Here is a 22,187-nt window from a genome sequence, read left to right as displayed (position 1 = left end):
TGCTCGGCGATCACGAAGTGGGCACTATCCGGGAATCAGCACGGTCGAAAACGCGAGCCGAAAGTAGCGTCCGGGGTTACAGCTTGCCGGCCTTCTGCAGCTTCATCAGGTCCTCGGTGTCGAGGGTCTCGCCTTCCTTGAACTTCTGGTAGATCTCCTCGGCCTCTTCCTTGGCGGCCTCGCGCTCCTCTGCGCGGTCGCCCTTGCGCTCTTCCTCCTCCTCCTTGTCCAGTTCGCGCAGGCGCTTCTGGACGCGGACGAAGTCCTCGTGGTGGCGGTCGGCCGCCTCCTGGGCGTCGACGAACTTCTCGTGCCACTCGTCGGCCTCGTCGCGGATGTCGTCGGCCTCGCGGTAGGCCTCGATCATCTGGTTGTGGTGCTCCTGGGCCTTGTCGGCGAGTTCGGTGACCTTCTGGTGGTGCTTGGAGGCTTCCGCACGGACCTCCTGGGCCTCCTCCTTGATCTCCTCGAGGTCGCCGCCCTGGTCGAGCTTCTCTTTCCGGTCGGAGAGCTTCTCGCGCTTGTCCTCGATCTTCTCGATGAGTTCGCGCTCGTCCTCGGTCGAGAGGACCTCGGTCTGCTGCTTGAACTCGAGTTCCTCGATCTCCTCTTTGAGCTTGTCGACGCTCTTGCCCTCGTTGAGCTCGAGGTCGTCCTTGAGGTCGTCGACCTTGTCGAACAGCTCGTTGGCCTCGGCGTTGAGCTCGTTGCGCTTCTCTTTGTGCTCCTGGACCTGCTCGTTGAGCTCGTCGCGCTTCTCGCGGTGCTCCTGGGCCTCGTCGACCTTCTCGCGGGTCTTGGCGTTGAGCTCGTCGCGCTTCGAGGCCCGCTCGGAGGCCATCTGGTTCAGCTCGTTCCGCCGGTCGCGGAGTTGCCCGGCGAGCTTGATGAGCTGCCCCTTGGACTTGTTCTCGAGGTCGTCGTCTGTCAGTTCTACGTTCTTGGATTCGTCTATTGACTCAGCCATGGTTATCGTTCTACTCCATTACCGCTCCGGCCGCGGACAGCAAGGGCTACCGAGCGGTTCGGTCGCCGTACAAGGAAGGTTTGACCTGTCATTCTGGTCGGCTGACGATGCTGCCGAACGCCGGACGCGTTCTGGTACTCGTTACTACTGGGTTGCCGTATTTAAAAATTCCGGAGGTCCACACCCATGAAAGGAGCTACCAAGCACCGCGAAATCAAACGATAGGGGTTACCACACGCCGCGGCGCAGTATAAAAACCCGCTCTCGAGCGGCCGGGCGGCCCAGAGCGGACGGCTGAAGTGGCCGCCCGCAGTCCCACCCGGCATGGAAGAACTCGTCCGGGCCACGGGCCACGAGAACGTCGGCGCCGAGCACGCGAGCACCTTCGAGCTGACGAGCGACGACTGGCTCACGCCCGCGGGCGACTGCATCCTCGCCGTCGAGGCCGACGCGGTCCCGGCCGACTTCGACGAGGCGTTCGTCGAGGCGTGCCGGTCCAGCGAGGCGACCATCACCGCGACGCTCCGCGCGGACGGCCACGAGCAGGTGATCCGGGGCCGCGGCCACCCCGAACTGACCTTCGAGAGCGACCGGAGCCTGGTCGGCCGGACCAGCGACTACGTCGACGACCGGACCGTGATGGTGGCGGCCGACGCCGCCGCGGCCGACGTCGACCGGGCGCTCGTCGACGCCCTCGCCGGCGGCGCCGACCTGGAGTGCGTCCTCCGGGTGGAGTGACGAGCCGTCGCGGAGCGTGCCGGACGCCCGATTTCGACCGTTGGATGGGAGAATCTACTTGCCTCCGCGCCGAGTACGACTGGTATGTCCGATCTCACGCGACGGAGACTCCTCTCGGTCGGCGCCGCGGGTGTCGCCGGCGCCCTCGCGGGCTGCTCGGCCCGGGAGGGGCTCGAACAGGTCCGGACGGAGGTCGACCGGGTCAGACAGCAGTCCGGACCGGACCTCGTCTCGGAGGGCGAACCGGAGTTCGACGACGCCACCCGCGAGCGCCTGCGCGAGACGGCCGTCGAGGCGCGCGAGTCGGTCCTCCACCTCGAGTACGGCCGAGGGAGCGGGACGGGCTGGGTGCTCGACGCGGATGCCGGCTACGTCGTGACGAACGCCCACGTCGCCGAACTCGGCGACACGTTCACCGTCGAGACGTTCGGCGGCGAGACCGGCGAGGCCGAGACGGTCGACTACGAGGCCGACCTCGACCCGGACGTCGGCCTCCTCCGGACCGACATCTCCGGCCTCGAGGCGCTGCCGACCGGCAGCAGCGACGACCTCTCCAGCGGCGACCCGCTGCTGACCATCGGCCACCCCTCGCGGACGGGCAAGTGGATCATCTCGGCGGGGCGGTACGACCAGCACCTCGAGCGCATCGACTGGCTGCTCTCGACGGTCCCGAGTTCGCAGGGCAACAGCGGCGGTCCGCTGCTGACGGCCGACGGCACCGTCGTCGGCCTCGTCAGCGGAACGACCGCCCCCGAGAACTCGCCGCACACCCGCTCCGACGAGGTGTTCACCCGGCTGCCCCAGGTCGGGAAGACGACGGCGGCGCCAATCGAGACCGTCCTCGACCGGGTCGACGGCTGGCGCTGACCGCGGAATCCCACCGCCGCCTCAATCTTGTCGGGTTCTAGACGACTTAATCCCCCGGGCACTGCAGGTACAAGGCTTTCCAACCGGTTGCGTGTACGTCCGCCCGGCTCACCGGAGCCGGAGACCCCATGACCGACGACGAACCTACCCTGAGTCGACGTAGCATCCTTCGAAACGGCGCGGTGGCGACCGGCGCGCTCGCAGCCGGCGGTGCGGTCACCGGGAGCGTCTCGGGCGGCCTCTCGAGCAGCGCCGCGACCTCGAACAAGCGCGGCGGCCGCGCGCAGGTGGACGAGGAGCCCGACCGGAACCGTCCCTTCACGCTGTCGTCCATGCCCGAATCGGCCACGCGAGCGGCGAGCTGTATGTCGGGGGAGTCGGCCGACCAGACGTACCTCCTGTACGACATACAGTACTGCGACTCCGACGACGACGAGTCCGACGCGTCGATGTACGTCATCCCGAACGAGGCGGAACTCGTCCAGGACGAGACGTACGTCATCCGGTCGATCCAGGAGTGCAAGGCCAACGGCAACTACAAGGTCGCGTTCGGACCCGCCCGGGAGAGCTGCTGACCCGACGGCGACGAGCGGCGTCGGACACGCATTTGAGGTGGGGGTCCTAACGCGTGGGTATGAACGACGAACCCGCCGAGAACATCTCCGGGGGGACCGCCGGCGGCGGCGCGTTCGACGAGTTCGACCCGAACGACGCGGGATCGCGCGCCGAGCGCGTCGTCGACCGCTTGGGGGAGCTGTACTGGCAGAAGACCTACGGCGGCCGCGACGCCTTCGAGTGTCTCGTCCGGACGATACTGAGCCAGAACACCTCCGACAAGGCGAGCCAGCCGGCCCACGACGCGCTGATGGAGCGATACGGGGGGAGCGAGGCGCCACGCGCCTCGGAACGGTCGAGCGGTGAACGGAGCGAGCCGCGAGACGACGTGGACCTCGCGGCGGCGCTGGCCGACGCCTCCCAGGACGACCTCGCCGAGACCATCTCCTCGGCGGGCCTCTACAACCAGAAGTCGAAGACCCTGATCCGCCTCGCCGAGCGGATCGTCGACGAGTACGGCGGCGAGGACGGCTTCGACGAGTTCGTCACCGTCGCCGAACCCGCGGCCGTCCGCGAGACGCTGCTCGACATGAAGGGCGTCGGGCCGAAGACGGCCGACTGCGTCCTGCTGTTCGCGGGCGGTCGCGGCGGCGTCTTCCCCGTGGACACCCACGTCCACCGCATCGCGCGCCGGCTGGGCGTCGCGCCCGCCGACGCCGACCACGAGGCCGTCCGCGAACACCTCGAGCGCGACGTCCCCGCCGAGAAGTGCGGCTTCGGTCACACCGCCATGATCCAGTTCGGCCGCGAGTACTGCACCGCGCGCAAGCCGGCCTGCCTCGAGGACCCCGAGGCCTGTCCGATGGCCGACCTCTGCGACCAGGTCGGGGTCTACCCGGAGACCGGCGAGGTCGTCGACCCGGCGGAGGCGCCGGAGGCCGCCGAATCGACCGGCGACTAGTCCAGGAGGAGCCGTTCGGCGCCGGCGACCGAGAGACAGGAGACGAAGGCGATGGTCCCAAGCTTGCCGCCGGCGCCGGCGAAGACCGTCGCGACAGCGACGAAGACGAGCCCGCAGAGGCCGCCGGCGACGGCGACGTGGGCCTCGCTCCGGAGGCGATCCGTCGAGGACATCCCGACGAAGGAGGCGCAGAACGCGACCGCGGCGAGCGTCTCGCCGGTCCGGGAGACGGCCGGGAGCGCGACGCCTGCGACGAGGCCGACGACGGCCGACCCGACGACAGCGCCCCACTCCAGCCGCAGGCTCGCGACGACCGCCGCGACGGCCCCCGCCGCGGCTACGGGGACGATCGGCCAGGCGTTCGAGAGGGGGAGCGGGTCGCCCGATCCGAAGCCGGCGCCGGTGAGTGCGACGACGCTCGCGCAGCCGAAGAGGGCGATCGTGCCGAGTTTGCCGCCGAAGCCGGCGAAGAGGTCGTCGGTCGCCACGTAGGCCGCACCCGAGAGCACGCCGGCCAGGGCGACGTACTCGAGGGCGGGGAACACCTGCGCGGAGGCCATCCCGACGAAGGTCCCGCAGTAGGCCGACGCGTCGACCTCGGGGAGCGCGACGCCCGCGACGAGGCCGACGAGCGCCGAGGCGACGACCGGCCCGAGACCGGCCTCGACGTTCAGGACGTAGGTGACGACCGCGGCGGCCGGAACGGCGAGCCCGTCGGCGGCGTCGGCGATCCCGAACCCCGGGTCGTCGACCGCGCCGAAGAGGCGTTCGCCCTCGACGAGCGCGCCGACGCTCCCGGCGAGCACCGTGGCGCCGGTGACGCCGACCGTCGGCGTCGCGTCGCCGCCGAGGAACGCTGCCGCCAGCAGGGCACCCGGGGTAGCGAGCAACGCGAGGTAGCCGAGCGTCCGGGAGAATCGATACACGGCGAAGGGGTAGACGGATATCGGAGTAGTGCTTTGCGGTTCCGGCACCGCCACGCCGGGGCACTTTTGGCGGTCGCCTGCCGACTCCCACCCAGTGCTGACGAAGGACCTCCTGCGCGTCTCGCGGGCCGGCGGCGGCTACCAGCCTCGCTTCTCCGACCCCGGAGACGAGGCGCTCGCCGGTACGGTCCTCGACGTCTACCGGGAGCACGTCGGCGAGCGCCGCGAGACCCTCCAGGCGGCATTGACGGACCTGGAGCGGGAGGCCGACGACTTCAAACTCGTCCGGGGGTTCGCCAAGCTCCTGGAGCGGGAGGCGACCTTCGAGACGCGGGCCGCGGTCGACCCGCGTCGCGCCCGGACGGCCGCGTTCGAGGCGGCCGAGGACGTCGGCGTGGTGACGGAGTCCGAGCGAGAGCAGGCCCTCGCCGCGGCCGCCGACCGGCTGGACGCCGACCCGGGAGCCGTCGAGGCGTCGCTGTTCGCCGACCGCGAGGTCGAGCAGGTGCTGGTCGACGTGGACGCGAGCTACGACCCGGAATCGCTGCGACGCCAGTACGACCTCTCGCTGGCTCAAACCGCCCTCTTCGACGCCGTCGAGGTCCGCGTCCGCTCCTCGGACCCGAAGGCGCTCGTCTCGGCGGTCAAGCGCCTGCGGCTGATGTACGAGATCCGCCGGACCGACGAGGGACGGGAGGTGGTCGTCACCGGCCCCGACGCGCTGTTCCGGCGCTCGCGTCGCTACGGGACGCGGTTCGCGCGGCTGTTGCGGACGGTCGCGAAGGCCCACGAGTGGCACCTCGAAGCCGACATCGACGACCGGGGGACCGAGCGGCTGCTGACCCTCGACGACGGCGACGTCTCGGTGCCGGGGACCGAGCCGGTCGCGGAGCCGACCTTCGACAGCGGCGTCGAGTCGGACTTCTACGCGCGCTTCGACTCGCTTGACCTCGACTGGGCGATCGTCCGCGAGCCGGAGCCGCTGGCGGCCGGCGAGCACGTCGTCATCCCCGACTTCGCCTTCGACTGGAAGCACGGCGACTACAGGGTGTTCTTCGAGGTGATGGGGTTCTGGACGCCCGAGTACGTCGAGAAGAAGCTCTCGCGGTTCGCGGACCTCGAGGACGTGGCGTTCGTCGTCGCCTACGACGAGTCGCTGGGCGTCGGCGAGGCCATCGAGGCCGAGGGACACCGCGCCATCCCCTACTCGGGGACGGTCCGGCTGAAGGACGTCCGCGACGCGCTCCGGCCGTACGAGACGGAGCTACGAGCCGAGAGCGCGGCGTCGCTGCCGGCGGAACTCGCGCCGGAGGCCGACGTCACGACCATCGAGGCGCTCGCAGACGAGTACGGCGTCCCGGAGTCGGCCGTCGAGGACGTCGCGTTCCCCGAGCACGAGCGGATCGGCCGGACGCTGGTCCGCCCGTCGGTCCTCGACGCCGTCGCGGAGGAGATCGAAGCCGGGGTGGACCTCGCGGCGGCCGAAGCGGTGCTCGACGAGCGGGGCATCGACGACGCCTCGGCGGCGCTCTCCCGGCTCGGCTACCGGGTCGAGTGGGAGGGGCTGTCCGGCGGGACGGTCCGGGAGAAGGAGTGAGCCCGGAGCAGCAATCAGTCGTCGACGCTGGGCGTCGTCCCGCCACTGCCGCCGGAACTGCTGCCGACGAGGCCGTCCGTGGTCGCCCGCTCGGCGACGTCGGGCTGGAACACCCAGGCGGCCAGCAGGACGATGGGGATCATCGATGCGGCGACGATGGAGTAGCCGGTGTGCAGACTCGCCAGGAACGGCGCGGAGTACACGAGCGGGTAGACGATACCGCCGACCGTGCCGACGCCGCCGACGACGCCCGCGACCGCGCCGGAACTGTTCGGGAACATCGCGGGGACCTGCGCGAAGATGGCGCCCTCGGTGAACGCGCAGGCCATCCCGACGACGAAGCCGGCGCCGACGGCGACCATCACCCGGCCGGAGAGGCCGGCCAGCGTCATCCCGAACATCGAGACGACGATGAAGCACAGCGAGACGAACGTCCACTGCTCGCGGTACCGGCCGGTGAAGAACGGCAGGATGTCCTTCTCCTTGCGCGCGAGCAGGTCGCTGACGTAGCCGCCGATGGGTCGCAACAGACCGGCGGCCACGGAGAACGTCGCGGTGAAGGTGCTCGCGAGCACGAGGTCGTCGGTGGCGAAGCCCTCGCGGTAGTAGGTGGCCAGCCAGCCGTTCATCGACAGCTCCAGCCCGAAGCTCATCACGTACGCGAGCGCGAGGACGACGGTCCCGTAGCGGGTCGCCGTGTAGAGCCAGCCCTTGAAACTCGCGCTCTCCTTTGTCGCCTGGCGCTTCGCCTCGGTCTTCGCGGCCTCGCCGAGCGAGTAGTAGACGACGGCCAGCAGGATGGAGACGACGCCCGTGTAGAAGAACGCCGCCCGCCAGTTCGTCTCGAACAGCGGCCCGCTCCAGTCGGCGCCGAACACACGCGGGAGGATCAGCGCGCCGCCCGCGGCGCCGGCGTTTCCGACGCCCGCGTAGATGCCCTCGGCGGTGCCGAGTTGCGCCTCCTCGAACCACTCGGAGACGTGCTGGATGCCGATGACGAACGTGATTCCCGCCGTGGCGACGATGAGCCGCTCGACGAAGAAGACGGCGTAGGACTGCGCGAACGCGCTCGCCATCGAGAACACGCCGACGTAGGTGAGCACGATGGCGAACACCGTCGGCGCGCCGTACTTGTCGGAGAGCCAGCCGGTGAGGATGCGGCCGAACGGCGCCAGCCAGATGGCCGCGCTCGCGAGGATGCCGATCTCGGCCAGCGACAGGCCGAACTCCTCGGCCATCGGCCCGGTGAACGGGGCGAAGGAGAACCAGATGAGGAAGGAGAAGTTGAACCCCGCGGTGGCGAGCACGAGCGTCCGCCACTTGGTCATCCTGATCAGGCCCATCCTCTCACCCCCAGGCGGGCGGCGCGAGGGTCGTCTGGTGCCGTCGATACTGGAACTATGACCAACGATTCGGGACTTTTGCTGTTGGTTGCGTACATCTCGACGTATTAGTTGTACGAACAATCGGTAATAGTGGTGTCTGTGGACGTGAGTCCAGCAATGGTGGCCGCCCCTGGACGGTCTACCACTCCTCAATCGGATATTGTCTCTTTAAGGTATCCGAACGTCCAGAAATCGGGGGCGGAACTCTCCGGAATCTGCGGGTCCGTCGGAGGACCTCTCGACTCGTCGAGGTCGGCTCGACGAACGTATCCCGCCTCCGCGGCCGACGCTACAGGTCTCGCTGGCGGCCCTTCGGCATCTGCGAGCGCAGTTCGTCGTAGAGGTACAGGCCGACGCCGATGGGTTCGACGTCGCCGGCGATCCCGTGGGCGGCGATCAGATAGCCCCAGTCGCCGTCCCACTCTGGGTCGGTGTCCTCGCCGCGGAGGAACGCCCGGGCGTCGGCCTCGTCGAGGACGACCACGTTCTTCGTCGCCTCGGGGCCGAACCGCTGGACCGCGTCCGTGGTCGGCTTCCAGTGCTCCTGGCGGGTCCGGAGGAACGTCATGCCCAGTCCCTCGACGTCGGCGGGGGAGTCCAGGTCGTCGGCGAACGCCCAGATCTTCCCGGCGCCCTTCTCCCAGAAGGTGTAGTCGGCGAACGTCTCGCGGTCGAGGCCGAACCGCTCGACCCACCAGTCGACGACCTCGCGGCGGGTGGCGCGGCCTTCGACCTCTCGATCGTCGGCCGTCGCCGGGAGGCGGTCGAACCGCTGGCCGTCGTTGTCGGTCACGCGCCCACCTCCAGTCTGGCGCAGAAGAACCCGCCCGTGTCGTTGTGGTGCGGGTAGATGCGCTTGGCGCGCTCCATCGAGTCGTCGTACTGCTCGCCCTCCCACTCCGTGACGCCGGGGACGTGCTCGAGGTCGAGGTCGTAGTCGACGAGCTGGCAGTCGTACTCCTCGAGGGCGTGCTGGAGGACGGCCTCGTTCTCCTCGGGCGCGAACGTGCAGGTCGAGTAGACGACGGTGCCGCCGTCGCGGGTCACCTCGATTGCCCGGCCCAGGATGCCCTTCTGGACGCCCGAGACGCCCTCGACGTGGTCCATCGACCACCCCTCGAGCGCGTCGGGGTTCTTCCGGACGGTCCCCTCGCAGGAGCAGGGGACGTCGACGAGAGAGCGGTCGAACGGCTCGCCTGAGAGCGGCTTCAGCGAGAAGTTCCGGGCGTCCTGGCGGGTGACGACGAGGTTCGTCACCCCGCAGCGCTCGGCGTTCGACCGGAGTGCGGAGAGCCGGCCGAGGTTGTTGTCGTTGCCGACGAGCAGCCCGCGGTCGTCCATCAGTGCGGCCAGCTGGGTCGTCTTGCTCCCCGGGGCGGCACAGCAGTCGAACACGCGCTCGCCGGGGTCCGGGTCGAGCGCCAGCGCCGGCACGGCGGAGACCTCCTCCTGGCCGTACACCCAGCCGTGGACGAACGGCCAGGTGTTGCCGGGCTTCTCGCCGTCGCCGAGCCGGAACAGACCGTCGTGCCAGTCGACGGGCTCGTAGTCGACCCCGGCGTCGTCGAAGGCTCGCCGGACGCGCTCGGGCGTCGCCTTGATGTCGTTCACCCTGACGACGGAGGGCAGCGGTCGCTCGCAGGCCGCGTGGAAGGCCGCCGGGTCGTCGACCAGCGGGTCGTATCTGGCGAGCGGGTCCATACCCGGCCTCCGGCGGCCCCGGGTTTGTCGGTGTCGGTTCGGGCATTCGGGCGCCCACGCTTAAGTTCGCACCGCCCCTGAGCTAGACCATGGCACACGTCCAGGTCCAGGGCGAGGACGTCGACTTCGACGACCCGGTGCTGGTGGAGGGACTGCCCGGCGCAGGCCTCGTGGGGAAGATCGCCGCCGACCACCTCGTCGAGGAACACGAGATGGACTACTACGGGGCCGTCCACTGCGACGGCATCCCGGAGGTGTCGGTCTACCGCTCGAACAGCTCGGACCTCTACCCGCCCGTCCGGCTCTACACCGACGCGGAGAACGACCTGGTGGTGCTGCAGAGCGACGTCCCGGTCTCGGCCTCGCAGGCGACCGGCTTCGCCGACTGCGTCACCGAGTGGATCCAGGAGCACGACGTCTTCCCGATCTACCTCAGCGGGCTGGTCGAGGAGAAGGGCAACTCCCCGGAGCTGTACGGCGTGGCCACCGGCGACGCCGAACACCGCATCGACGACGCCGGGCTCGTCCCGCCGCGGGAGGGCGGGATGATCACGGGGCCGACCGGCGCCTTGCTGCACCGCGCCGGCGAGATCGGGCTGGACGCCGTCGGGCTCATCGTCCAGACCGAGGGGCAGTTCCCGGACCCCGAGGCCGCCCGCGCCATCCTCGAGCACGGCGTCGCCCCCATCGCGGGCATCGACGTCGACACCGACGCGCTGGTCGAGCAGGCCGGCGAGATCCAGGAGGCCCGCGAGCAACTCGCCAAGCAACTCCAGGACACCGACCAGAACCAGAGCACCCGCGCGAAGCCCATCCGCGGCTTCCAGTGACCGGTTCGGGGTCGATACGAAAACATATCCGGCAGGGAGAACCACTCCGACTATGCCGCCGATTCACGAGACCCAGCGGGTCGCGGTCATCGCCGATTCGCAGAACCTCTATCACACGGCCCACAGCACCTACTCCCGGAACATCGACTACACGGCGCTGCTCGACGCGGCGGTCGCCGACCGCGAACTCGTCCGGGCGATCGCCTACGTCATCCGCGCGGACTCGCCCTCCGAGGAGGACTTCTTCGAGGCGCTCCGCGACATCGGCTTCGAGACGAAGATCAAGGACATCAAGACGTTCGCCGACGGCTCGAAGAAGGCCAACTGGGACCTCGGGATGTGCCTCGACGCGGTGACGCTCGCCCCGAAGATCGACACGTTCGTCCTGTTCAGCGGCGACGGCGACTTCGCCCGCCTCTGTACGCACCTCCGCCACGAGGGCGTCCGGACGGAGGTGTTCGGCTTCGGCTCCTCGACGGCCGAGGAGTTGATCGAGGCCGCGGACTCCTTCGTCGACATGGACGAGAACGAAGAACAGTATCTCCTCTGAGGTCGTCAGAACGTGGTTTCGAGACGGGACGTCGCCCTAGGCGACGGTCTCGTCGAGTTCGCGCCGGCGGTTCGAGCCGGCGGGGTCGCGCGCCTGCGTGAAGCCGTCGGTCCACAGCCGGGCCGCGACGATCAGCGCGTAGAAGCTGACGAACACGCCGAGGACGAACCCGACCACGGGGATTGAGGCGACGATTCCGGCGACGACGAGGACGCCGACCGAGACGAGGTACGGGACCGCGAACTTCATATCGAAGCCGACGTCGCGGAGGACCGCGACGTCGAAGGCGGCGCCGAAGCGCTCCTCGCGGGCGAAGTTGACGATGCCGACCGCCGACAGGTAGCCGAACAGCAGCACCAGGACGAACGAGAGCAGCAGGCCGATCATCATCCCGCCGATCCCGGCCACTGCTCCGGCCTCGCTGCCGGTAGCCATCGCCAGCACCGCGCCGCCGACCGTGACGGACATCACGATCAGCGGGACGAGCATGTAGACGAATCCTATGACGGTGGCCTTGAGGCCGTCGACGAGCAGTTCGCCCCAGTCGCCGAAGGCGGGCGGCTCCGGTTCGCCGTCGAGGTTCGCGCGGATCGCGCGGACGAGGTAGCCGGACACGAGGAACATCGGGACGACGAGGAAGCTCAGGAACGTGAGGACCCCGCCGATGAGGACGGTCACGAGCCAGTCGTCGCTCTCCATGGGGTACGTCAACGAGTCTTCTATCGAGGACATGGAGATACGTACGGCCGCAGATAGCTTATACATATCGGAGCTCAGGTTATTCTATATCTACGTTAACAGGCACAAACACGCATCTCTGACGACTTGGCGAGTAATATATCAGTAAAAAGACTTGTCCGAGGCCCGGAATCAGTCCGAACTGCTCGGGGCAAGAGGGTGTGAGGATTAGGCGGACCAAATTATTTAGACGGGAGCCTTTCCCCGGAGGGACCGCACTAGTACAGTAGCCGACAGTCGCTGTCGGGAGCCCACCCATGTCCCAGGCAACAGCCAAGAACCGCGGTGTCGCCGAGTGCGAGAACTGCGGCGCGATCATCGTCGTGAGCGTCTGGCCCGACGGGAGTATCGTCCCCATCGGCACCGAGAAAGACGGGAAGTGCGGCGACGCGTCCTTCACCCTGATCGAGGAGCCCGCAGAACCGTGAGTTCTCCACGCGCGACCCGAAACCGCTGGCCGGGATCGCAGGAACGCTCGATCTGACCGTTCTCGTCCTTCTCGCGATCGTCGCCCTCGACGGGCAACGTCTCGCCCGGGCCCGACTCGTATAAGTCAGGCAGGGCACCGACGCTCAGGGTTCGTTTCTGCTGATCGAGACGATGGCGTCGCGCAGGACGTCGACACCGATCTCGAGGGAGTCCTCGTCGACGTCGAAGGTGGCGGTGTGGTGGCCGCCGGGGTGGTCGGTGCCGACGCTGACGTAGGTCGCGAGGCCGCCGTTGTCCTGGACGTACTGCATGAGGAACGTGGCGTCCTCGCTGCCGCCGAGTTCGCCCCGTCGGGTCGGGCGGTCGACGTCGGGGTGGGCCGAGGCGACGTCGTGGACGACGCTCACCAGTTCCTCGTCGCTCCTCGCGGAGGGCGCTTCGCCCTCCACCTCGACGTCGACCTCGCAGTCGTGGGAGAGGGCGGCCCCCTCCAGGGCCTTCACGGCGCGGTCCCACGTGTAGTCGCGGACCTCGGTGGTCCGACCGCGCACCTCGCCGTGGACGAACGCCTCCTCGGGGATGATGTTCGTCGCGGTGCCGCCGCCGACGCGGCCGGCGTTGACACGCGAGGCGCCCTCGCTGTGCCGCGGGATGCCGTAGAGGTTCTGGACGGCGGTCGCCATCGCCTGGACGGCGTTGCGACCCTCCTCGGGGCGTGCGCCCGCGTGACCCGGGTAGCCGGTGAAGGTGGCGTAGAACTGCGTCACCGCGAGGATGCCCTCGATGCCCGCGACGACCTCGCCGGTCGGGAAGTCGAGGCCGACGTGGAGCGCAAGGAGGTAGTCGACGTCGTCGAGGTGGCCGGACTCGGCCATCGGTTTGCCGCCGCCGATGACCTCCTCGGCGGGCTGGAAGAACACCTTCAGCGTCCCCGAGAAGTCGCTGTCCTTTATCGCTTCGAGGACGCCGATGCCGATGGTCGCGTGGGCATCGTGCCCGCAGGCGTGCATCGCCCCGGTCTCGGAGCGGAACCCCTCGCGTGCGGGGTGGTGGTCGTCGTCGGTCGACTCCTCGATCGGCAACCCGTCGATGTCGACCCGGAGGCCGACGGTGGGGCCCTCGCCGCACTCGAGGACGGCGACGGCACCGGTCCAGCCGCCAGACATCTGCTCCAGCAGGTCCGGGTCGGCGCCGGCCTCGCGAGCGCGCTCCAGCTCCGCGTCGAGTTCGCTCTCCTCGGGGACCGAGAGCCGCTCGTCGGCCAGGGCCTCGCGGCCGACGTAGCGGTCGTCGACGCCGACGGCCTCGAGTTCCTCGACGATGCGGGCGGTGGTCCGGAACTCCGTCCAGGCGGGTTCGGGGTGGCGGTGGAGGTCGCGACGCAGCGCGACCAGCCGGTCGCGGCGGTCCGTGCTCATACCCTCTGCTGGCGCCGGACGGGTATAAGCTTCAAGAGACCGCGACGGGGGTCACAGGATGAACTTCGAGTCCAGTTCGACGGCGGTGTCGACGAGGTCGGTCGCCGCCTGGGTGTACTCGAGGAGCTTCTGCATGTCGCCCTCCAGCTCCAGCTCGCCGCTCATGATCATGTTGATGACCTCGCCCTCGCCGGCGACGAGCCGCTTCCACTGCTCGTAGTCGCCGACGATGACGAAGCCGCGGTCGCGCTCGGACCGCTCCTCGAGGACGGCCACCTCCCGGCAGCCGCCGTCGTGGACGTCGAGCCAGGCGTACACCGACCGGTCCGCGGTGACGCTCTCGTCGAGCTGGTCGAGCAGTTCGACGAGTATCTCGGGGAGCTCCGCGGTCAGCTCCGGCCAGAGCCGGTCGGGTGCCTCCTCGAGCACCGTCTCATCGAGCTCCGCGATGGCCCGTTCCCGCAGCGACCCGTCGCGGGCCTCCACAGCCTCCCTGACGTCCGGCGGCGCGGCCTCCAGGACCGACTCGACCTTCTCTTCGGGGAGCGACCGGATCGGCTCCGTGACCTGCTCGCGGAGTTCCTCCGGGAGGTCGGCCACCGTGCGGTCGTCCACCGGGACGTCGGTGATCTCGAAGACCATCGCGCCCTCCCAGCCGACGCCCCACCCGTCCCCGCTCTCGGCGAGGTCGTCGTTCTCCTCGAGTGCCGTCCGGTACTTCTCGAGCCACGGTTCCGTCGGGAAGTACTCCGCCAGGGTGTGCTGTGTCGCGCTCATGGTCGGGTTCCGGACTGTGCGAGTCCATCACTAACACGAGCGGGGACCTGCATGAACGTACGCGCTCGAATGACCGGGTCTTCATACCGGCGGGACCGGGCGCGATCAGACGAGGAGGGGGAGAGAATGGAGCGGGGGTGGCGCGGTCGGGGTCGTTCCGAGCCGAGTGGTACCGGAGTGGACGCGACCCCGTCAGCGACTCCCGGGAGCCGAGACGCGCTCGACGTCGACGTCGACGTGGACGCCCGGCGGGAACGACTGGCCGGCGACGTCGCGGGCGAACTCGTCGTGGCCGACGATCTCCATCCGGCGCTCGTAGACGGTGTAGCGCCAGGGCGCGTACCGGCCGCCGTCGGCGGCGAGCCGCCTGGACTGCGGCACCGACCGGTCCTTCGGCGACTCCGCGTGGGGCCCCCGTAACTCGACGCCTTTGCGCTCCGCGCGGGTCTTGATGTCCCCGACGACGCGCTCGAGGACGTCCCGGTCCCCGCTCTGGAGCGTCATGGTGGTGACGAAGGGCATGTACGTCCCTGGCGGCTGGACGGGCAAAAACGCACCTATCCGTCGGTCGAGCGGCGCGGGGCGGTCCCGCGGGCGGCCGCCGTCCGACGGTCCCGGACGCTCACCGCCGTCCGATACCCATTTACCACCCGGCTGTTTACAACGGGGTAATGATAGAGGCCACGAGCGCGGGAGCCATCCTCTTTCGCGATACGCGTGGCCGGCGGGAGTACCTGCTGTTGAAGTCCCGCCCCGGCGACTGGGAGTTCCCCAAGGGCGGCGTCGAGGGCGAGGAGGAACTGCAGCAGACCGCCATCCGCGAAGTGAAAGAGGAGGCCGGGATCGAGGACTTCCGGCTGTTGGACGGCTTCCGAGAAGACTACGACTACGTGTTCGAGGCGAACGGCAACACCATCCACAAGACGGTCCACCTGTTCATCGCCCGGTCCTACGAGGCGTCCGCCGAGCTCTCGTCGGAGCACCGCGACCTGCAGTGGCGCGACTACGAGCAGGCGATCAACACCATCACCCAGGACGGCCCCCGGGACATCCTCGAGGAGGCCCACGTCTTCATCGACGAGAAACTGGAGGACGACGAGGACGACGAAGAGGAGTGACAGTCGACCCGACGGCCTCGCCACCCGGGGACCCGGATAGCTGCGGCTCGATTCGAGGTGGGCGACTACCACCCGCTCAGGTCGCGACCTTCTCGATCTCGCCTTTCACCCGCGCGTTGTCGAAGTCGTGGTCGGGACGCATGTTGACGAAGTCGAGGAATCTGCGCGCCGCCAGGAGTTCCTCCAGCGAGTAGTGCTCCAGGGCGGCCGCGACGGCCGCGGCGGCCCCGATGTGCGGGGCCAGCGACGCGAGCGCACACGCGAGGTCGTACGCCGTCGCGTCCTCGATGGCCCCGTCGCGGACCCGCGTCGCGTCGATGAAGAACAGCGTCTGCTCGCCGGCCCGGTTCGGCGCGACGAGGACGTTCTCCGCGCGGAGGTCCCCGTGGGCGATGCCCGCGTCGTGCATCCGCGAGAGGTTCTCGAAGAGGTCGGGGGCGAACCGCTCGACGTCGGCGGGCGGCAGTTCGTCGAGCGCCCGGAAGTCAGGGAGGTACTCCAGGACGAGCACGCCCAGCCCGTCGTGCTCGAACGCCTCGACGGGCTCCGGCGCGCTGACGCCGAGTTCGCGCATCCGGCGGGTCGCCGCCAGCTCGTGTTCGGCCATCTCGACGGGAGTCGAGAACCGCTCGAAGAACCCCTCGGTGCCCGACGAGAAGGCGCCGATGTTCCGGCCGGTCGTCAGCAGGCCGTGGACGAGGGTGTGCTGGTCGGCGATGATCTTCACGAACCAGCGGTCGTCGACCACGCAGGGGACCGACAGCCAGTTGTCGGCGTCGAGACACTCCAGGCTCGCCGACGAGCCGCCGTAGCGGCGGGCGACCTCCTCGGCGACCGCCTCCAGTCGCGACTGGGGGACGCTCGCCCGGAGGAACCGTCGGAATGCCATCCTCTGGAGGTAGGCCGTCTGGATTCTTAAAAGGTGTCGGCCACTCGGCTGTCGGAAAACGATAAACTCGTTGTCGTTCGTAGCGGCACGTTTATCTGGCGACTCGTCAAAGACGGTCGCATGGACTTCGCGCTCCCCGGTGAACACGAGATGACCCGGAACGTCGTCCGGGACTTCTGCGAGGCGGAGGTCGAACCCATCGCCCAGGAGATCGAGGAGGAGCACCGGTTCCCCGAGGAGATCTTCGAGGAGCTCGCGGACCTCGACCTGATGGGTGTCCCCGTCCCGGAGGAGTACGGCGGCGCCGGCGGCGACTACCTCATGTACGCCCTCGTCGCCGAGGAACTCGGCCGCGTCTCCGGCTCGGTGGGCCTCTCGTACGTCGCCCACACCTCGCTGGGACTGATGCCGATCATCAAGTTCGGTACCGAGGAACAGAAGGAGGAGTGGGCCCGCCCGCTCGCGGAAGGCGAGGGCATCGGCGCGTGGGCGCTCACCGAACCCGGCTCCGGTTCCGACGCCTCCGACATGGACACGATGGCCGAGAAGGACGGCGACGAGTACGTCCTGAACGGCACCAAGCAGTTCATCACGAACGCCAGCGAGGCCAACAGCGTCCTCGTGAAGGCCGTCACCGAACCGGGCGCGGGCTACGACGGCATCTCGACGTTCATCGTCGACCCGGAGGACGACGACGGCTTCGAGGTCTCGACCATCTGGGACAAGATGGGCCTCAACGCCTCCCCGACCTGCGAGCTCCAGCTGAACGACGTCCGCATCCCCGAGGACCGCCTCCTCGGCGAGGAGGGCGAGGGCTGGGAGCAGACCAAGAAGACCCTCGACGGCGGCCGCATCTCCATCGCCGCGCTCTCGACCGGCCTCGGTCAGGGCGCCTTCGAGGCCGCCCGCGAGTACGCCACCGAGCGCGAGCAGTTCGGCAGTCCGATCTCGAAGTTCGACGCCGTCCGGGACATGATCGTCTCGATGGACCGCAAGATCGAGCGGGCCCGCCTGCTCACCCACAAGGCCGCCGTCAAGTACGACGACGGCGAGGACGTCACCCGCATCTCCTCGCTCGCCAAACTGGACGCCTCCGAGATCTGCCGGGAGGTCGCCGAGGACGCCGTCCAGGTGCTCGGCGGCTACGGCTACACCACCGACTTCGCGCCGCAGCGGTTCTACCGCGACGCGAAGCTGATGGAGATCGGCGAGGGGACCAGCGAGATCCAGCACCTCGTACTCGGGCGGGAACTGGGGCTCTAGAAACCCGGGCTTCTCCTGTCGAACCTGTCCGTACAGGGGTCCAGCTATCGGTCGTCGTGGGGGGACCATCTACGACACCGTGCCGTACAGGTAGGTGAGGAGAACGAGAGAAAAGAACAGGAGCAGGGGCCACCGTGTTCGAACCGGTCTGTTGGCAGACTTCGACTCCCGAACCGTTCCGTCTCGTCGCACTGGAATCGCTCCGCTACCAATCCGGTTGATCCGGGGGTTCAACAAAGCGCGCTGAATAACGCCCCATCTCGTCAGGAATCCAGTGCTGAACAGGGAGAAGATGGCCAGTAAATTGTCACCGACAGCCAACCTTCTAACCGGATACGTAGAAGCGGATCACCCAGCTACTAGTCAGTATTCGTACCAGTCAAATCAGGACTAGCATTTCTCCAATCTGAGCGAGACCCCTGCTGGAAAGGGGACGCAAAAGGCCGATAAGCAAACGTATCCTCACGCAGCGGCGGTACGCAGTCCGGATACGACCGTAGGAGTAGGTTGGCGTCGCTCGAAGTACATCCTCGATATCTCTCGAACAGATCACTCCCGTCGGCCCTTACTCGGTACTGCTTAGAGTCTGATACCCAGCCGACGCAATAAACGTTAGAAGGGTCACCTGCTAACAATACCCACCCCGAATCAACGACCGATGTCGCCACCAGGCGGCACGACACAATGGACAGAAATGAAGAAAGCGGGTCACCGGACGGTCGTCGACGTACACTCCTCAAAACAATCGTCGCAGCAGGTGCGATTGGTGGCGGAGGGTTTGCCACCACGGGCGCGGCCGCGGCAAAGGGCAACGGCTCCAACGTCAACAGGCTGGTCTTCGAAGACGAGTGGAGCGGTACACTAGCCGAAGAGACCGACGTTGTCGACAATAACGCCTTCGAGACCGGCGAAGAAGCTACTTTCGACGGGAAACTCGTCATTGACGAACTTGACGTGAACGAAGCCGGCGAATTGGTTGCAGCCGGGCGACTGCAGGGGAGACTCACCCAGAACCCGACCCAACAGATAAACCAGGCTTTCGAGACGGTGCTCGGACTATTAGAGGATGTTCTTGGCCTCCTCAGCCCGAACTCCTCGGGAGAATGTCCGATCCTCGAACTCGTCATCCAACCGATCTTCCTGGATCTGCTCGGACTCCAGATCGAGACCGAAACGATCGCGATCGATATTACCGCTGTGGCAGGCCCGGGCAACCTGCTCGGGAACTTGCTGTGTGCCGTCGCTGGGTTGCTCGATCCGTAGTAATCGGGCCCCTCGCGGTTCCCCGAATCATCTTTTTTCGCAGAGCTACCCAGAGCTCGTGGATGCCGAAGTTATCGCCTTCTCAGTACCCGGCGAAAGATGCTCGAACGGTACACACAGTCGACCGTTCGGGTTTCCCTCGCCGCGAAAAGTAGAACGACAATCGGGGTAGGCCCGGTGGGTTGCGGGCCGTCGGCCCACGAGCGAATGACGTGCCGGCTTCGCCGCCGGTAGCGACGAGCGACTGACGCGCGCCGGACGGCCCGCGACCAGCGTTCGCGTGCAAAACGCGGGTTCAGACGACCTTCAGCAGCCGCCGCTCGAACTTCCCGACCCGAACCCGCTGCCAGCCTCTGAGCTCCTCGTCCAGGTCGGGGTCGCCCGTGTCGACGCGCAGCACGCCGATGTCGTCGAGCTTCTGCTTCGACGCGATGACCTCGATCTCCGACTGGCGGATGACCGCCGGGGAGATCTGGTCGTTGCCGCGGCCGAAGATGAACCCCTGGCCGCCGATCGGCGAGACCACGATGACGTTCCGCTCGCTCAGGTTCTCGAGGATGTCGGACTCGCCGGCGTCCCGCGCCAGGAGGTCGCCGTCGCGCCAGACATCGACGCCGAGCGGCGAGCCGTTGAACCCGAGTTCGGTCTTGACGGCGTCGACGGTCGAGCCGGGACCCAGGACGTACGTCGCGTCGTCCTCGGCGATGTCGCCGGCGACGGCGTCGGCCAGCGCCTCGACGGTGCCGCCGCCGATCTGCTTTGAGGTCTGGATCTCGTCGCCGACGGGGACCTCCGCGAGCGCCTTGAGTTCGGTGTTGACGTCGCCGCCGCGGTAGGCGTCCTCGTCGATGTCGTTGACCTCGCGGGTCTCGGTGCGGTCGAAGGTGGTCGCGATGCGGCCGGCGGCCCGCGGCGTGACGGCGAAGACCGACGAGTAGACCTTCACGCCGCCGGGGACGCCGAGGATGGGGACCTCGGCGTCGAGTTCGTCGAGCGTCTCGGCGACGTCGACGGCGGTCCCGTCGCCGCCGACGAAGAGGATGAGGTCGACGCCCTCGTCTCGCGGTCCGACCGCTCGACCGTTCCGTTCCGCCTCCGGCGGAACGCGGACGAACCTGCGGACCGCCTCGCGGGTGTCCTCCCGGGAGGTGTCCTCCCCCTCGGCGTGGCCGACGACGACCGGGGAGAACCCGGCGGCGACGGCCTCGTCCTCCCCCATCACGCCGCCGTAGGTGTAGAGTTCGACCTCGACGGGCTGTTCGCGGAGGTGCTCGAGGGCCTGCCTGGCGCGGTCCGGCGCGCGGGGTTCGGCGCCGCGGCGTCGGGCCTCCTCGACCTTGTTGTCGGTGCCCTTCAGCCCGACGCGGCCGCCCATCCCCGCGATGGGGTTGACGACCAGCCCAACGTGTCGCATACCGACTAGGGGACCGCCGGTCCCAAAAACGGCGCGGTACCGCGGCTCTGCAGTCGGGTCGTCCCGTGGAGGGTCGTGGCCCGACCTCCGCCGCGGCGCCGGAAAGGGAATCCATTAAGAGACGGCCGGAGCAACGCTCGCCCATGTACGTCCCACTGCAGGAGTCCGTCAACGAACTCGCCGTCGGCACCTCGGGGTGGATCGTGCTGGTCGCCAGCCTCCTCGTCACGGTCGGCTGGCTCTGGCACCTCTACAGCTAGACCGCGTCGGCGTTGGCCCGGAGCCACGCCGCGGCGGCGTCGACCGCCTCTTCGTCGGCGCTCTGGAGCTTCACCCGGACGCCGTCGCCGGGGTAGCTCCCCACCTTGACGTCGAAGCGTTCCTGGAGCTCCTCGAACCGGTCGACGAGCGCGCTCTCCGGCTCGTCGACAGTCACGAAGCCGACGTGCTGGCGCTCGCCGTCGAACTCCTGTTCTATCTGCTCGAACATCGCTTCCATCTCGTCGGGGACGCCCGGCAGGACGTAGACGTTCTCGACGACGCACCCCGGCGCGACGCCCTCCTCGTTGTGCAGCGGCCGGGCACCCTCGGGGATGTCGGCCGTCCCGGTCGCGAGGTCGTCGCGGGCGTAGCCGCCCTCGCCGGTCAGCCACTCGAGGGCGGTCTCGCTGGTGGTGACGGTCCGGCCGACGGCGGCGGCGACGCCCTCCATGGTCACGTCGTCGTGGGTCGGGCCGAGGCCGCCGGTCACGACCACGGCGTCGAACTCGGCGGCGTGCTCGTTGACGACGCGGGCGATGTCGGCGACGCGGTCTGGGACGACCGAGACGCGCTCGACGGACGCGCCGCGGTCGGCCAGTCGCCCGCCCAGCCAGGCGGCGTTCGTGTTGACGGTGTCGCCGGCGAGGATCTCGTCGCCGACGGACACCAAGGCGACGTCCATACCCGACGTACGTGCCGACCGCGGAAAACGCTTAACGCATGCCCGGCGGCGGGTCGTCGCGGTCGTCGTACTCGACGTCGATGCCCTCGTCCTCGCGGCGGCGCTTCGCCTGCTGGATCTGCAGGTAGTAGTAGACGCCGCCGACGGTGCCGATGGCGATCGCGACCGCGGCGAGGCCGCCGAACAGCCAGAGGTCGCGGTCGAGGTACCACCGGACGATCAGCACCTCGGTGTCGAGGTCCTCCCAGGTGAGGTGGACCCGGTCGCCCTCGACGCTGCGGTCGTCGTTGGCGGGCTGGACCTGCGAGAGCAGCGGCAGCGACGCGTCCGTGTTCGGCGGCAGAACCAGCTCGTAGCTGCCCGAGACGGGCGCACGGATCCGGACCTCCTTGCCGCTCTTCGGGGTGGTGAACGCCAGTTGCCCCTCGTCGGACGGCAGACTGACGGTGGTCCGTTCGCGGCTCGTCTCCACGGACAGCGAGTCGATCTGTTCTGTCGTCCCGTCGTCGTGGACCCGGGTGGCGTTGCCGTCGACGAACCGGTCGACCGTGCCGTTCGGGTGGCGGAACTGGACCGCCCGCACCTCCAGCGGCTGTTCCAGTGTCAGCGCGTCGGTCGTGTACAGCTGGATGGTCGGGTTCTCGTCGTCGCCGTCCCGCGCGGAGATGTTGTAGACGGCGGTGTAGTTGTCCGAGTTGACCTCGATGTAGGCGTCGCGGTCGGTGTCGAACTCGTAGTTCGCGTCCTCGGAGAGCGCCTCGCGGTCGGGGCCGCCGCTCCCGAAGATGGTTGAGCAGCCGGCCAGGCCGACCAGGAGGACGAGGGCGAGGGCGGCGAGCAGTCGGCGGTTCATGGCTG

General features: G+C 68.5%; 24 protein-coding genes. 11 read left to right on the top strand and 13 right to left on the bottom strand.

The features are described 5' to 3' along the window. Window positions 1-76: 76 nt before the first annotated feature. Complete coding sequence (locus HWV07_RS05265; protein ID WP_178333292.1) at window positions 77-967, bottom strand: coiled-coil protein; 891 nt, start codon at window positions 965-967, stop codon at window positions 77-79. 324 nt (window positions 968-1,291) lie between these two features. Here HWV07_RS05265 and HWV07_RS05260 point away from each other — a divergent pair, with 324 nt between their 5' ends. The 4 genes from HWV07_RS05260 to HWV07_RS05245 all read left to right on the top strand — a co-directional run bounded on the left by HWV07_RS05260 (window position 1,292) and on the right by HWV07_RS05245 (window position 4,088). Further along, a complete protein-coding gene (locus HWV07_RS05260) occupies window positions 1,292-1,705 on the top strand; it encodes a DUF371 domain-containing protein (RefSeq protein WP_178333291.1) in 414 nt (137 codons plus the stop codon). Between the two features lie 84 nt (window positions 1,706-1,789). Continuing rightward, on the top strand, window positions 1,790-2,572 hold the full coding sequence (locus HWV07_RS05255) for a S1C family serine protease (RefSeq protein ID WP_178333290.1): 783 nt from the start codon (window positions 1,790-1,792) through the stop codon (window positions 2,570-2,572). A 128-nt stretch (window positions 2,573-2,700) separates the two neighbouring features. Further along, entirely contained in the window at window positions 2,701-3,147 is a 447-nt protein-coding gene (locus tag HWV07_RS05250) for a hypothetical protein (RefSeq protein ID WP_178333289.1), read from the top strand. Between the two features lie 59 nt (window positions 3,148-3,206). Continuing rightward, window positions 3,207-4,088, top strand: coding sequence for an endonuclease III domain-containing protein (locus tag HWV07_RS05245; protein ID WP_178333288.1), 882 nt, complete (start codon window positions 3,207-3,209; stop codon window positions 4,086-4,088). Here the strand turns inward: HWV07_RS05245 and HWV07_RS05240 are convergent. Continuing rightward, the gene (locus tag HWV07_RS05240; RefSeq protein ID WP_178333287.1) at window positions 4,085-5,014 is read right to left on the bottom strand and encodes a hypothetical protein; all 930 of its coding nucleotides are present in this window, start codon (window positions 5,012-5,014) and stop codon (window positions 4,085-4,087) included. The genes HWV07_RS05245 and HWV07_RS05240 overlap by 4 nt on opposite strands. Before the next feature lie 94 nt (window positions 5,015-5,108). Here HWV07_RS05240 and HWV07_RS05235 point away from each other — a divergent pair, with 94 nt between their 5' ends. Beyond that, window positions 5,109-6,611, top strand: a complete 1,503-nt coding sequence (locus HWV07_RS05235) for a DUF790 family protein (RefSeq protein WP_178333286.1) — start codon at window positions 5,109-5,111, stop codon at window positions 6,609-6,611. Between the two features lie 14 nt (window positions 6,612-6,625). Here HWV07_RS05235 and HWV07_RS05230 read toward each other — a convergent pair whose 3' ends face one another. From HWV07_RS05230 to HWV07_RS05220, 3 genes are all read right to left on the bottom strand, one after another. Beyond that, on the bottom strand, window positions 6,626-7,939 hold the full coding sequence (locus HWV07_RS05230) for an MFS transporter (protein WP_178335995.1): 1,314 nt from the start codon (window positions 7,937-7,939) through the stop codon (window positions 6,626-6,628). Window positions 7,940-8,285: 346 nt separating this feature from the next. Then, the gene (locus HWV07_RS05225; protein WP_178333285.1) at window positions 8,286-8,789 is read right to left on the bottom strand and encodes a DUF7122 family protein; all 504 of its coding nucleotides are present in this window, start codon (window positions 8,787-8,789) and stop codon (window positions 8,286-8,288) included. Further along, the gene (locus HWV07_RS05220; RefSeq protein WP_178333284.1) at window positions 8,786-9,697 is read right to left on the bottom strand and encodes an RsmB/NOP family class I SAM-dependent RNA methyltransferase; all 912 of its coding nucleotides are present in this window, start codon (window positions 9,695-9,697) and stop codon (window positions 8,786-8,788) included. Before HWV07_RS05220 ends, HWV07_RS05225 begins: the two co-directional genes overlap by 4 nt. Before the next feature lie 89 nt (window positions 9,698-9,786). Between HWV07_RS05220 and HWV07_RS05215 the strand changes: the two genes are divergently transcribed. Further along, window positions 9,787-10,527, top strand: a complete 741-nt coding sequence (locus HWV07_RS05215; protein WP_178333283.1) for a proteasome assembly chaperone family protein — start codon at window positions 9,787-9,789, stop codon at window positions 10,525-10,527. A gap of 52 nt (window positions 10,528-10,579) precedes the next feature. Further along, window positions 10,580-11,077: a LabA-like NYN domain-containing protein gene (locus HWV07_RS05210; RefSeq protein ID WP_178333282.1), complete on the top strand. Its 498-nt coding sequence runs from the start codon at window positions 10,580-10,582 to the stop codon at window positions 11,075-11,077. Window positions 11,078-11,113: 36 nt separating this feature from the next. On the opposite strand, the gene HWV07_RS05205 is transcribed toward HWV07_RS05210, so the two are convergent. After that, a complete protein-coding gene (locus HWV07_RS05205; protein WP_178333281.1) occupies window positions 11,114-11,809 on the bottom strand; it encodes a DUF4013 domain-containing protein in 696 nt (231 codons plus the stop codon). Between the two features lie 263 nt (window positions 11,810-12,072). Here HWV07_RS05205 and HWV07_RS05200 point away from each other — a divergent pair, with 263 nt between their 5' ends. Further along, window positions 12,073-12,243, top strand: a complete 171-nt coding sequence (locus HWV07_RS05200) for a hypothetical protein (protein WP_178333280.1) — start codon at window positions 12,073-12,075, stop codon at window positions 12,241-12,243. A 144-nt stretch (window positions 12,244-12,387) separates the two neighbouring features. Here the strand turns inward: HWV07_RS05200 and HWV07_RS05195 are convergent, their stop codons facing one another. From HWV07_RS05195 to HWV07_RS05185, 3 genes are all read right to left on the bottom strand, one after another. Further along, window positions 12,388-13,662, bottom strand: coding sequence for an amidohydrolase (locus HWV07_RS05195; protein ID WP_178333279.1), 1,275 nt, complete (start codon window positions 13,660-13,662; stop codon window positions 12,388-12,390). Between the two features lie 51 nt (window positions 13,663-13,713). After that, the gene (locus HWV07_RS05190) at window positions 13,714-14,439 is read right to left on the bottom strand and encodes an SCP2 sterol-binding domain-containing protein (RefSeq protein ID WP_178333278.1); all 726 of its coding nucleotides are present in this window, start codon (window positions 14,437-14,439) and stop codon (window positions 13,714-13,716) included. 192 nt (window positions 14,440-14,631) lie between these two features. Beyond that, window positions 14,632-14,961: an uS10/mL48 family ribosomal protein gene (locus HWV07_RS05185; protein ID WP_178333277.1), complete on the bottom strand. Its 330-nt coding sequence runs from the start codon at window positions 14,959-14,961 to the stop codon at window positions 14,632-14,634. A 149-nt stretch (window positions 14,962-15,110) separates the two neighbouring features. Here HWV07_RS05185 and HWV07_RS05180 point away from each other — a divergent pair, with 149 nt between their 5' ends. Continuing rightward, the gene (locus tag HWV07_RS05180) at window positions 15,111-15,557 is read left to right on the top strand and encodes a bis(5'-nucleosyl)-tetraphosphatase (RefSeq protein WP_178333276.1); all 447 of its coding nucleotides are present in this window, start codon (window positions 15,111-15,113) and stop codon (window positions 15,555-15,557) included. A 76-nt stretch (window positions 15,558-15,633) separates the two neighbouring features. Here HWV07_RS05180 and HWV07_RS05175 read toward each other — a convergent pair whose 3' ends face one another. Beyond that, window positions 15,634-16,446, bottom strand: coding sequence for a lipopolysaccharide kinase InaA family protein (locus HWV07_RS05175; protein ID WP_178333275.1), 813 nt, complete (start codon window positions 16,444-16,446; stop codon window positions 15,634-15,636). A gap of 120 nt (window positions 16,447-16,566) precedes the next feature. On the opposite strand from HWV07_RS05175, the gene HWV07_RS05170 reads away from it, so the two are divergent. After that, window positions 16,567-17,709 carry an acyl-CoA dehydrogenase family protein gene (locus HWV07_RS05170; protein WP_178333274.1) on the top strand — a complete coding sequence of 381 codons (1,143 nt, stop codon included), beginning with the start codon at window positions 16,567-16,569 and terminating at the stop codon, window positions 17,707-17,709. 684 nt (window positions 17,710-18,393) lie between these two features. Then, window positions 18,394-18,972 (top strand): hypothetical protein, encoded by a 579-nt coding sequence (locus tag HWV07_RS05165; RefSeq protein WP_178333273.1) that lies wholly within the window; start codon window positions 18,394-18,396, stop codon window positions 18,970-18,972. A gap of 295 nt (window positions 18,973-19,267) precedes the next feature. On the opposite strand, the gene HWV07_RS05160 is transcribed toward HWV07_RS05165, so the two are convergent. The 3 genes from HWV07_RS05160 to HWV07_RS05150 all read right to left on the bottom strand — a co-directional run bounded on the left by HWV07_RS05160 (window position 19,268) and on the right by HWV07_RS05150 (window position 22,182). Further along, window positions 19,268-20,386: an ATP-NAD kinase family protein gene (locus HWV07_RS05160; protein ID WP_178333272.1), complete on the bottom strand. Its 1,119-nt coding sequence runs from the start codon at window positions 20,384-20,386 to the stop codon at window positions 19,268-19,270. Window positions 20,387-20,642: 256 nt separating this feature from the next. Continuing rightward, window positions 20,643-21,329: a competence/damage-inducible protein A gene (locus HWV07_RS05155; protein WP_178333271.1), complete on the bottom strand. Its 687-nt coding sequence runs from the start codon at window positions 21,327-21,329 to the stop codon at window positions 20,643-20,645. 31 nt (window positions 21,330-21,360) lie between these two features. Continuing rightward, window positions 21,361-22,182, bottom strand: a complete 822-nt coding sequence (locus HWV07_RS05150; protein ID WP_178333270.1) for a DUF5803 family protein — start codon at window positions 22,180-22,182, stop codon at window positions 21,361-21,363. Window positions 22,183-22,187: the final 5 nt, after the last annotated feature.

Source organism: Natronomonas salina, assembly GCF_013391105.1.
Lineage (GTDB): Archaea > Halobacteriota > Halobacteria > Halobacteriales > Haloarculaceae > Natronomonas > Natronomonas salina.
This window is presented reverse-complemented; position numbering and strand designations above follow the sequence as displayed.

Excerpts from the sequence above, each read along its gene's own strand:
- HWV07_RS05230 (WP_178335995.1), bottom strand. The coding sequence starts at position 7,939 with ATGACCAAGTGGCGGACGCTCGTGCTCGCCACCGCGGGGTTCAACTTC.
- HWV07_RS05170 (WP_178333274.1), top strand. The coding sequence starts at position 16,567 with ATGGACTTCGCGCTCCCCGGTGAACACGAGATGACCCGGAACGTCGTC.
- HWV07_RS05150 (WP_178333270.1), bottom strand. The coding sequence starts at position 22,182 with ATGAACCGCCGACTGCTCGCCGCCCTCGCCCTCGTCCTCCTGGTCGGC.
- HWV07_RS05160 (WP_178333272.1), bottom strand. The coding sequence starts at position 20,386 with ATGCGACACGTTGGGCTGGTCGTCAACCCCATCGCGGGGATGGGCGGC.
- HWV07_RS05245 (WP_178333288.1), top strand. The coding sequence starts at position 3,207 with ATGAACGACGAACCCGCCGAGAACATCTCCGGGGGGACCGCCGGCGGC.
- HWV07_RS05260 (WP_178333291.1), top strand. The coding sequence starts at position 1,292 with ATGGAAGAACTCGTCCGGGCCACGGGCCACGAGAACGTCGGCGCCGAG.
- HWV07_RS05190 (WP_178333278.1), bottom strand. The coding sequence starts at position 14,439 with ATGAGCGCGACACAGCACACCCTGGCGGAGTACTTCCCGACGGAACCG.
- HWV07_RS05195 (WP_178333279.1), bottom strand. The coding sequence starts at position 13,662 with ATGAGCACGGACCGCCGCGACCGGCTGGTCGCGCTGCGTCGCGACCTC.
- HWV07_RS05180 (WP_178333276.1), top strand. The coding sequence starts at position 15,111 with ATGATAGAGGCCACGAGCGCGGGAGCCATCCTCTTTCGCGATACGCGT.
- HWV07_RS05255 (WP_178333290.1), top strand. The coding sequence starts at position 1,790 with ATGTCCGATCTCACGCGACGGAGACTCCTCTCGGTCGGCGCCGCGGGT.
- HWV07_RS05200 (WP_178333280.1), top strand. The coding sequence starts at position 12,073 with ATGTCCCAGGCAACAGCCAAGAACCGCGGTGTCGCCGAGTGCGAGAAC.
- HWV07_RS05205 (WP_178333281.1), bottom strand. The coding sequence starts at position 11,809 with ATGTCCTCGATAGAAGACTCGTTGACGTACCCCATGGAGAGCGACGAC.
- HWV07_RS05215 (WP_178333283.1), top strand. The coding sequence starts at position 9,787 with ATGGCACACGTCCAGGTCCAGGGCGAGGACGTCGACTTCGACGACCCG.
- HWV07_RS05220 (WP_178333284.1), bottom strand. The coding sequence starts at position 9,697 with ATGGACCCGCTCGCCAGATACGACCCGCTGGTCGACGACCCGGCGGCC.
- HWV07_RS05185 (WP_178333277.1), bottom strand. The coding sequence starts at position 14,961 with ATGCCCTTCGTCACCACCATGACGCTCCAGAGCGGGGACCGGGACGTC.
- HWV07_RS05250 (WP_178333289.1), top strand. The coding sequence starts at position 2,701 with ATGACCGACGACGAACCTACCCTGAGTCGACGTAGCATCCTTCGAAAC.
- HWV07_RS05265 (WP_178333292.1), bottom strand. The coding sequence starts at position 967 with ATGGCTGAGTCAATAGACGAATCCAAGAACGTAGAACTGACAGACGAC.
- HWV07_RS05165 (WP_178333273.1), top strand. The coding sequence starts at position 18,394 with ATGGACAGAAATGAAGAAAGCGGGTCACCGGACGGTCGTCGACGTACA.
- HWV07_RS05210 (WP_178333282.1), top strand. The coding sequence starts at position 10,580 with ATGCCGCCGATTCACGAGACCCAGCGGGTCGCGGTCATCGCCGATTCG.
- HWV07_RS05175 (WP_178333275.1), bottom strand. The coding sequence starts at position 16,446 with ATGGCATTCCGACGGTTCCTCCGGGCGAGCGTCCCCCAGTCGCGACTG.
- HWV07_RS05155 (WP_178333271.1), bottom strand. The coding sequence starts at position 21,329 with ATGGACGTCGCCTTGGTGTCCGTCGGCGACGAGATCCTCGCCGGCGAC.